The sequence below is a fragment of the Dietzia timorensis genome (genome assembly GCF_020742175.1).
GTDB classification, from domain to species: Bacteria; Actinomycetota; Actinomycetes; order Mycobacteriales; family Mycobacteriaceae; genus Dietzia; species Dietzia timorensis_A.
This window is the reverse complement of the sequence record NZ_DYXM01000234.1, coordinates 1-9,376: the sequence shown is the minus strand read 5'-3', so window position 1 is coordinate 9,376 and position 9,376 is coordinate 1. Positions and strand designations below refer to the sequence as shown.

Annotated in this window: 5 protein-coding genes and 1 pseudogene; 3 read left to right on the top strand and 3 right to left on the bottom strand. The window is 69.3% G+C overall.

Features of this window, described 5'->3' with window-relative positions; genetic code table 11:
• Both K8V11_RS12305 and K8V11_RS12300 read right to left on the bottom strand, forming a co-directional pair.
• Positions 1 to 484: pseudogene (locus K8V11_RS12305) on the bottom strand (hypothetical protein); the annotation flags it as partial.
• A 50-nt stretch (positions 485 to 534) separates the two neighbouring features.
• Positions 535 to 2,028, bottom strand: coding sequence for an NUDIX hydrolase (locus K8V11_RS12300; protein ID WP_303914721.1), 1,494 nt, complete (start codon positions 2,026 to 2,028; stop codon positions 535 to 537).
• 126 nt (positions 2,029 to 2,154) lie between these two features.
• On the opposite strand from K8V11_RS12300, the gene K8V11_RS12295 reads away from it, so the two are divergent.
• Together K8V11_RS12295 and K8V11_RS12290 are read left to right on the top strand one after the other, a co-directional pair.
• Positions 2,155 to 3,651 carry a CCA tRNA nucleotidyltransferase gene (locus tag K8V11_RS12295; RefSeq protein WP_303914719.1) on the top strand — a complete coding sequence of 499 codons (1,497 nt, stop codon included), beginning with the start codon at positions 2,155 to 2,157 and terminating at the stop codon, positions 3,649 to 3,651.
• A gap of 25 nt (positions 3,652 to 3,676) precedes the next feature.
• On the top strand, positions 3,677 to 5,029 hold the full coding sequence (locus K8V11_RS12290) for a glycosyltransferase 87 family protein (RefSeq protein ID WP_303914717.1): 1,353 nt from the start codon (positions 3,677 to 3,679) through the stop codon (positions 5,027 to 5,029).
• 1,070 nt (positions 5,030 to 6,099) lie between these two features.
• Here K8V11_RS12290 and K8V11_RS12285 read toward each other — a convergent pair.
• Complete coding sequence (locus K8V11_RS12285) at positions 6,100 to 8,520, bottom strand: DUF2339 domain-containing protein (RefSeq protein WP_303914715.1); 2,421 nt, start codon at positions 8,518 to 8,520, stop codon at positions 6,100 to 6,102.
• 212 nt (positions 8,521 to 8,732) lie between these two features.
• On the opposite strand from K8V11_RS12285, the gene K8V11_RS12280 reads away from it, so the two are divergent.
• On the top strand, positions 8,733 to 9,335 hold the full coding sequence (locus tag K8V11_RS12280) for a YqgE/AlgH family protein (RefSeq protein ID WP_303914713.1): 603 nt from the start codon (positions 8,733 to 8,735) through the stop codon (positions 9,333 to 9,335).
• Positions 9,336 to 9,376: the final 41 nt, after the last annotated feature.

Sequence of the window (9,376 nt, the reverse complement as noted above, 5' to 3'; positions counted from 1 at the left end):
GCTGATCGATCTGCAGCGACGGCCCGTTGTTCGCCTCGGACAACGGCATCTTCACCTCGAAAGGCGCCTCGGCGCCGGGCGCGAGAGCGTCCGCGAGCGGCTCGAAGGGCCCGGCGGTTTCGAAATCCTGCTCCGGCGCCGAGAGCGCCGCGCGCACCTGCGACGGCTCCGAGGTCCCGGGGCCGCGCTGCAGCCGGAGCGTGAGGTCGGTGATCTCCTCATCGGACGCGTTGGTCACGGTCCCGCGGACGGTGACCAGCGGGATGCCGTTGATCGCGTCGGAGCCCGGCGCACCGTCGGCGACCTGCGGGGTGATTTCGTCGATCGACACCCGCGCGTGGGTCGGCGCCGGATTCGGGACGAGGTCGAGCTCGGCCGCCGTCTGCGGCTCCGGAGCGCCCGGGGCGGCGGTGGGCGCGGCTGCCGCCGACGGGGCGCCGAGGACCGACTGGGCCGCGGCGATCCCGGCGACGGGTGTCAACACCAGCGCGGCAGTACACGCCACACTGGCGCAGACCCTCGCGCCCCGCCGGATCACTGCCCGCTGCCCCGCGTGTTGTCGTCGCGGCCCGACTGGCCGGAGTTACCGCGGTTGCCGGAGCCTCCCGAATTTCCGGCCGGGCCCGATTGCCCGCCGGCTTTCTTCTGGTTCTGCCGATTGCCGTGGGAGCCGCGAGGCCGCTGGGCGTGCTGGTTCTGGCCGTGCCCAGCCTGCTGACCGCCACGTCCACGACCGCCGCGGCCCCTGCGCCGGCGCGAGCGCTTGCGCCCTTCGCCGCTGCGCGTCGCGTCCGCGGCCGCTCCGTGGCCCTTGTCTGCGCCCTGGACGGGCTTGTTACCGCTTGCTGACGTCGGACGTGCCGAGCTCTCCTCGCGAGTCGCCGATCTCCTGTTCGGATCGACGACGTCGGCGGGGCGTGGCTCGGGATTTCGTCCGGCCACCTCGGCGGCCGCGAGCTCCGGGAGGAGGTCGCGCGCGGTGTCCATCAGTCGGCGCTCGTCGGTGTAGGCAAGCCGCATGGGCAACAGCTTAAAAGCCACCCATGCCACTTCGGTGATTTCCGGGTCCTCATCGCACAAGTCTCCGTCGTCGTACCGGATGATGTGGTGGTGAACCGTCTTGTGGATGCGTTTTCCGTCGGCGACGAACCAGTAGTCGATGCTGCCGAGCTCGGCGAGGATCGTGCCGTTGAGGCCAGTCTCCTCGAGCACCTCGCGCCGCGCGGTCTGCGCGTAGGTTTCGGTGCCCTCGACGTGCCCCTTGGGCATCGACCACAGCATGCGCCCACGCCGGTCGAGCCTGCCGATCAGCGCGACTTCGAGCGCCTCGACGCTCGCGAGGTCGAGACCTTCGCCCTGTTCCGCGTAGGCCTCGGCGAGTTCGGCGAGGCCGCGCACGACCATCCCGCCCGCGGAGGTTTCGCGGACCGTGCGTAGCGAGGCGTGCGGGCCCCGCGCGGTGGACTTACGTGAGCCACCGCGCGCGCCCTGTCCGCGCTGCTGGCCGCCGCGCCCGCCGTGGCGCTGGCCCTGCTTCTGCCCTGGCTTCTGGCCCTGACCCTTGGCGCCCTGTCCGCGCCCGCGGCCGCCCGTGCGGGAGCCGCCGCGGGCGTTCTTGCGCTGCTGTCCGTGTTGTCTCTGCTGCTCGGCGGAGCTGTCGTCGCCCGCGCCAGCCTTAGACGTCCCGTCGCCAGTGGTGGTGCCGTTGGCTGCCGCGCCCGCCTGGGCGCGTGCCCCGGAGCCGCGGCCTCGGCCGCGCCGACGTCGTCGCCGGGAGCGGCCCTCGGCCGGCCCGTGTCCCGGGTCGGCGTTGCCCTTGGCGGGGCCGCTCTTCGGTGTTGCACCACCTGTCCCGTTGCCGCCCTTTCCGGGCGCCCCGGCGGATCCGTGCGCGTGGGCGCGCTGTCCGCCGGCCGGGGGCTGCGCGGCGTTCGAACCATGGTTTCCCGCAGGTCCGGCCGCGCGCCGGGAACGTCGTCGGCCTGGGCGCGAACCCGCGCTCGCCGTTTGACGTTCAAAATCGTTCACTTGCTAATGGTATCCGACAACCCCCTGAAACTAAGGAATCGTCGGCCCGTGCGCGGCCCCTGCTCGGCGCACGGGCTCGCCGGGCACGGATTCGGGCCGGGGCGAATTCGCGGTAAAGTTTCCGCCGTGACTTCCCCGGGCCATCAACTGGAGCTTCTCGCGGCGGCGCAGGGCCGACTCAACACGTTGGCCCCGCTGCTCACCCCGCTCGCCGACGACTTCGCGGCGAGCGGGCACGAGCTGTACCTCGTGGGAGGCAGCGTGCGCGATGCGCTTCTCGGCGCGCGGGTGTCGGACATGGACTTCACCACCGACGCACGCCCCGAGACCGTGCGCCAGATCCTCACCCGCCGCGCCCGCGCGGTGTGGGACACCGGAATCGAGTTCGGCACGGTCTCCGCGGCCATCCCGGTCCCCCGGTCCGCCGCCCCTTCGCTGGATGACGCCGCGCAGCCGCAGCCCGAATGGCAGGTCGAGATCACGACGTACCGCGCGGATTCGTACGACGGGGTCACCCGGAACCCGACGGTTACCTTCGGCGACACGCTCGAAGGTGACCTCGTCCGCCGCGATTTCACCGTCAACGCGATGGCGGTGCGCCTCCTGCCCGGCGGCGGCACCGAGTTCTGCGACCCCATCGGCGGGGTGGACGCGCTCGCCGAGAGGATCATCGACACCCCGTCGTCACCGGAAGTGTCTTTCGGCGACGATCCCCTGCGGATGCTGCGTGCGGCGAGGTTCGTCTCGCAGCTCGGCTTCGACCTCGCCCCGCGCGTGCGCGAATCGATGCGGGAGATGGCCGAGCAGATCGACCGGATAACCGTCGAGCGAGTGCGCACCGAGCTCGACAAGCTCATGCTCGGCGCGGATCCCGTCGCGGGGATCAACGTCCTCGTCGAGACGGGCCTGGCCGAGCGTGTCATGCCGGAAATCCCCGGTATGCAGCTCGAACGCGACGAGCACATGCAGCACAAGGACGTGTACTGGCATTCGCTCACCGTGCTGCAGCAGGCTATCGACCTCGAAGACGACGGCCCGGATCTCGTGCTGCGCTGGGCGGCGCTGCTCCACGACATCGGCAAGCCGGACACGCGCGCGCCCAAGCCCGGCGGCGGGGTCACCTTCCACCACCACGAGGTGGTCGGCGCGAAGATGGCGCGCAAACGCATGCGGGCGCTCAAGTATCCGAAGGCGATGATCGAGGACGTCTCGGGCCTGATCTTCCTGCACCTGCGTTTCCACGGCTATGGAGACGGCGCCTGGACGGACTCGGCGGTGCGGCGCTACGTCAACGATGCCGGCGACCTGTTGCCGCGGTTGCACAAGCTCGTCCGCGCCGACTGCACCACCCGCAACAAGCGCCGCGCGAACCGGCTGCAGCGCAACTACGATTCGCTCGAGCAGCGCATCGCCGAGATCGCCGAGGCCGAGGACCTGGCGCGGGTGCGCCCCGATCTCGACGGCAACGACATCATGGAGATCCTCGGCGTGCCGCCGGGGCCGGTCGTCGGCAAGGCGTGGAAGTACCTCAAGGAGCTCCGGCTCGACCGCGGTCCGCTGGACCCGGACGAGGCCAAGGCGGAGCTCAAGGCGTGGTGGGAGAACCAGCAGGGCGGGAACTGACGTGGGCGTTGCGCGCGGATGGCACGTGACCTCCCCCGCGCGGCGCGCGCAGCTCTCCGACGCCGTGACCGCGCTCCTCTCCCGACGTGCGTGGTGGCTCGGCTGGCTCGTCGCCCTCGCGGTGAGCGCCGCAATCCACGTCTTCGGGTTTCCGGGCTTGCAGGACCATCCGCCCTACCGCATCGATTTCGACGTCTATCGCACGGGCGGGCAGGTCGTCCTCGACGGTGGCGACATCTTCGCGATCCTGCCCGCGCTGGCCCAGGGCGACCACCTACCGTTCACCTATCCGCCGATAGCGGCGCTGATATTCACGCTCTTCGCGCTTGTCCCGCTCGGCGTCGGCTCGACGTTGATGACCCTCGCATCGATCGCCGGTCTCGGGTACTGCCTCGTCCTCATCGCGCGTTTCACGTGGAACATCTCGGTCCGTACGGCGATCGGGCTCACGCTCCCGTTGCTCGCGCTGGGGCTGTGGATCGGCCCGGTGCGCGAAACTCTGCTGTTCGGGCAGATCAATATCCTGCTCATGGTGGGCATCCTCGCCGGGCTGCTTGCGGGCACGGCGCCGTGGCGGCCGAGCGGCCGTGCAGACGGCGACGAAAACCCCGCGCGCGCCTCGCTGTGGGGGCCACTTCTCGTCGGCCTCGTGTCGGCGGTCAAGCTCACACCGCTCGTATTCGGGCTGTACTACCTCGCCCGGCGCGATTTCCGCGGTGCCGCGGCGATGACAGCCGGCTTCGCTGTGAGCACCGGCATCGGCTTTGCGGTGCTACCGGGCGCTTCGGTCGAATATTGGACGACGACGCTTTTGTCCTCCGAGCGGATCGGCGTCCCGTCCTTCGCCACGAATCAAGGCTTCAACGGCCTACTACAACGGCTCCTCGGCGAGGGGCCCACGGCCACCGCGATCTGGATCGCCCTCTCGATCGCGTCGATCGCCGTCATCGGAATCCTTGCCTGGGCCCTGAGCCGGGCGGGTCGCCCGGCGGACGCGGCGCTCGCGGTGGCGCTGGTGTCGCTGTTCGCCTCGCCCGTCACGTGGGGGCATCACTGGGTGTGGATCGTGCCGTTCGCAATCGTCGTCCTCCGCATCGCACTCCCACGTATGACGTCGGACGCCGCCGCTCCCCTGCCGGCGTCACTCGTGCTCTACGCGCGAATCCTCGCGGTTGCGGGGGCGCTTATCTTCTACGCCACCCCTTACTGGCTCGTCCCTCACGACGACGGGGCCGAGCAGAACTGGAACGTGCTGGACCATATCGTCGGCAACGCGTTCGTCCTGTGGGCGCTGGCGTTCCTCGTGCTTCTAGCGTGGTGGGCGCGGGTACCCCATTCCGCGGATTCGACCGGGAAAGTTTCGCCCGAGAACGACTGATTCCCGGCGCTCCCCCGACCCCGTTCCGGCGCGCCCGGGTCCGCTGGTCTCGAGGCGTTTTGTCGCAGGTAGACCACGCGATAGTGCGCCGACGAAGCGGTGGAGGACGAACGGGTGCGCGAAGCGGCGTCGAATTAGCGCGAAGTCCGACGTCAAAGTTGTGGATAGAGCCGCAGGCAATCCACAGCCATCGGTAGCGCACCCCGTAGTCCAGGCCTGTGGGTCACGCTATGGGCATGGATTACTTCTTCGGAGACGGCCTCGTAGAGCCGACACAATGGACCACCCCTCCCAACCTCGACCTCGGCGGCGCCGGGGCGCTCGACGCCGTGGCCATCGACTTCACCGGCAGCGGCACGGAATCCGACGCGATGTGGGATTCCGATGGCGACGGGGTCGCCGACCGGGTCGTGCTCGCCCACGACACCGAGCACGCCGAGACCTACACCGACGATGGCGCCGGCACCTGGGCTGTCCCCTATATGGGCGGCGCTGCGGCGGGATCGGCGGCCGCGGGCGGCGCTCTCGGCGGGGTGGGTTCCCTCAGCCCCGCCGCTCTCGGCGGAGGGTCGGTCGCCGGCGGCTCCATGATGGGCGGCGGCTCGGCGGGCGGCCTCGGCTCGCTCGCCGCAGGTTCGTTGGCACTTGGAGCTATCGGCAGTTCTCTTGGCGCAGGCTCGGCAGAGGGCATCGACCTCGAGCTGCCGCCGCTTCCCGAACTCCCGCCGCTACCGGCGCCGCCGGAGCTGCCGAACCTGTGCGATGTCGTATGCCCGGAGCCGGTTCAGGGTGGGATCGAAGCCCCGGCACCCGAACCCGCGCCGGAGCCTGCGCCGGAACCTACGCAGTCGGTAGAAGAGGCGCTGGCCGGCGACACCGATCACCTCGCGGGCCCCGACCCCGTTCCGCCGGCACCCGCTGCGCCGGGGAATAGCGAGATCGCCGCGATCCAAGGAGGCATCGAGGCAGGATCGGCGGCGGCGATGGGCTCGCTCGATGCTGCCGCACTCGGTTCGACCGGCGGCGGCGTCGATGCCGGTAGCGCCGCGGGAAGCGCCGCCGCCGGGTCGTTAGCGGCCGGGTCCCTGGGCGCCGGGTCGGCCGGAGGCGGATCCGTGGGAGTGGGGTCCGTTGGGGTCGGCTCGGTGGGCGGTGGCTCCGTGGGCGGTGGCTTCCTTGGGGCCGGGTCCTTGGGTGCCGGGTCGCTGGGCGGTGCCGGGCTGGGCGTGCTGTCGGGGTCCATTGGGATCTGATGGCCCCGTCGCACCGGGTGCGGAGCTGGGCTCCGCGCGGTTGGACAGCAGCGTCGCGGCGACGAGGAGCATGCCGCCGACCAGGCAGAACACCAGGATTCGCACGAGCGCGCTCATGGTGGCGAGGTCGACGAGGAACAGCTTTGCCAGGGAACCGAGGAATACGACCGCTCCGACGGCCTTCGCTCCCGGCAGGGCCTTCTTCGTCGACAACAGGACGATCGCCAGCGCGAAGCATCCGACGGTGACGACGAGGTGTCCGAGGTAGAAGTACACCTCGCTGCCGGATCCGGCTGTGAGATAGAGCCCGGCGTACAGGATCGTCGAGGCGATCCAAGCGAGCGAGAGCAGGGCCCATGCCCAGTTCGGCGTCGAGGTCGCGGGTCGCGTGGAGAAGAGCGTCGACAGGGTTCGAGCGAGGACGTAGAGCGCGAAAGTCAGCATTGCGGTGACCACAACGAGCTGCGCCAGCGGCAGGCCGGGAACGTCGAGAGGCTCGTTGGGAAGCATCCACAGGTCCGCGTTGAGGATCTCGGGGATAGTCCAGACCAGCGGGATGGCGCCGATGATGCACGCCTGGACGAGGCTGTGCATCGTCCGGTTGTGCTGGTGCCAGGCGAACGCGCTCGCCGCGGACACCGTCAGCGTGATGCATGCGATTCCCGCCGGCCAGTCGAGTTCTCGCGACATCCACAGAAGACCGATGTTGAGGGCCATCGCGCCGAGGCTCATCGTTACTCGGCCATACATGACGGTTGTGGACCGTAGCTGTTTGGCGCGGAGCTGCAGGAAAATGCCCGCGGGAATAAAGAAGGCCGACAAAAGGAGGAAGAAGAACGGGTTCGGATTCACCTCGAGGTCGAAGAAGAAGTACGCGACCGGAAGCGCCGGCACGAGAGCGCACGCGCCGGTAACCAGCTCGTACGAGTGGTCGTGTTCGATGTCGCGGGCACCGATGATCATGGCGGACACCGCTGTGGCGGTGAGTACGGCAATGTAGGGCACCGGCCCGAGGTCGAATTCGAGATCCGCGCCATCGGCGACGTCGAACCACAGAAGCACGAAAATCGCGGTCACGGTGCCGAGGTAGGTAAGGGTGCGGACGATGCGCAGCACGATTCCGAGGTGTGTCGTGAGCAGCCCGGAGACGAGGAACATCACGGCGACGGCCGCGAGCGTGAGTAGCGAGTGCCCGACGATCACCATCGACACCATCGCGCCACATGAGCCGATTCCGGCCATGACGGCGGAGTTGAGTTTCCGCGCGAGCCAGAGCCCACTCGCGGCGACTACGAACACGATGATGAGGCCGATGGATTGCGGGAGGAGTTCGTAGACGGCCGATGCGGCCACCGGGATGAGCATGAACACCGCGATCGACGTGCCAAGAAGCGCCAGCGCACCGATGTGTGTGGATGGCCTGGCGAATTGGTGACTCGGCGTCCGCGGAGAGGACAGGCCGCGCTTCTTTTCGTGGCGCTGTTGCAGTATCCAGCCGGAGCCGCCGAGGACCGCTCCGACGAGGACGGCGATGCCGAGCTGACCGAACGGGCCGACGAGGTTGAACACGATGGCGAGGAAGAATGCCATGCCGATTGCGGTGAGGACGCCACCGACGATGCCGAGCACGCGGGTGACCGCGCCCTCCTTCGTCCCCCACGGGTCCGGCTTGGGCGCGGCGACCCGCTTATCAACAGGCGGCAGCGGATGCTGGACGCTCTGAAACGCCGGGATCAGGTTCTCCTCGCGCGGCCGACTCGGCGCCGTCGGGAATGACGACGTCGTCCGGTCGCCTTGCCGGGCGCCGGACTTCGCCTGCGCCGCGCCAGCCGGCTTGGTTGGCGACGGGCGTGGAGCTTGGCCTGTAGTCCGGGCTGGAGCCTGGCCCTGTGCGGCAGGCGTCTTCCCGTGTGCGGCGTCCTGGGACGCGGCCTTCGGAGGTTGCGGGGAACGACCTTGCGCCGGCCGCGTGGGCTCGGCGACTTGTTGCGGGCGCTGCGCGGGCGGGGTTTTCGGCGGCGCTGCGGCCTGGGGCTTCTTCGCAGGAATCGGCGTCGTCGCCGGAGCAGCGGTCTTCTGCGCCGACGCCGCAGGCGCACCGAGCGCGTCGACGCGCGTGGCGATTCGGCTGAGGATCTCCTGGGACTGGCCAAAGGACGCCGCCAGCTGGCGAATGTCCTTGCCGAGGTCCGGCACATCCTTGCGCTGCAACGAGGAATCATCGCGTGTAGTGGGCATAACTCACAGATGCGCGCGCAGGGCCCAGATGTTCCCGATGCCAAGGGATTCGCGCCCACAGTGGTGCGCTGAACTCCGTCTCGGACGCCCGGAACGGGGGTGCACGGCCACCCAACCCGCCGGTATCCCGCGCCGACTGGCCGATCTGCCCGCACAATATTCACATAATCACGCCAAAACCCCGCCGGCCGGCGCAAAGGAGGTAGACACGGATGAGCGAGCGGCAGAACTACCTGTCAGGCGCGCGCGACGCGCGGCAGCCGTGTCCCGGCGAACTCCTCATCGCGTCCCCCGGCATGGACGATCCGATTTTCGGTCGGACCATCATCTACCTCATCGAACACGGAGTCGAGGGCACCCTCGGCGTCATGCTCAACAAGCCGCTCGACGCCAACGTCGCCGACCTCCTCGAACCGTGGGGCCAGATCCTCGCTCCCCCACATGCGCTCTTCCGCGGCGGCCCTCTCAGCGGGGACTCCGGCGTCGCTCTCGCTGTCGCTCAGCCTGGTCGGCTGCTTCGCGACGACGAGCATGTCCACAACGTCGAGTCGCGCGTGTACGTCGTCGACCTCGATGCCGACCCCGATTCCCTATCGAACGCGGTGGAGGGTGTCCGCATTTTCGCCGGCTACGCGAGCTGGGCGCCCGGGCAGCTCACCGCGGAACTCGCGCGCGGGGACTGGATCGTCGCGCTGGGCCTGCCGTCCGACGTCATTACCGAAAAGGCAGGCGACCTCTGGGCGCAGGTGATGCGCCGGCAAGAGGCGCCATTGAGCCTGTTCTCGACGTACCCGGCCGACCCGAGTCTCAATTGATGGGAACGTAAGTTCATCCGTTGGGATAGCGGCGAGTACGC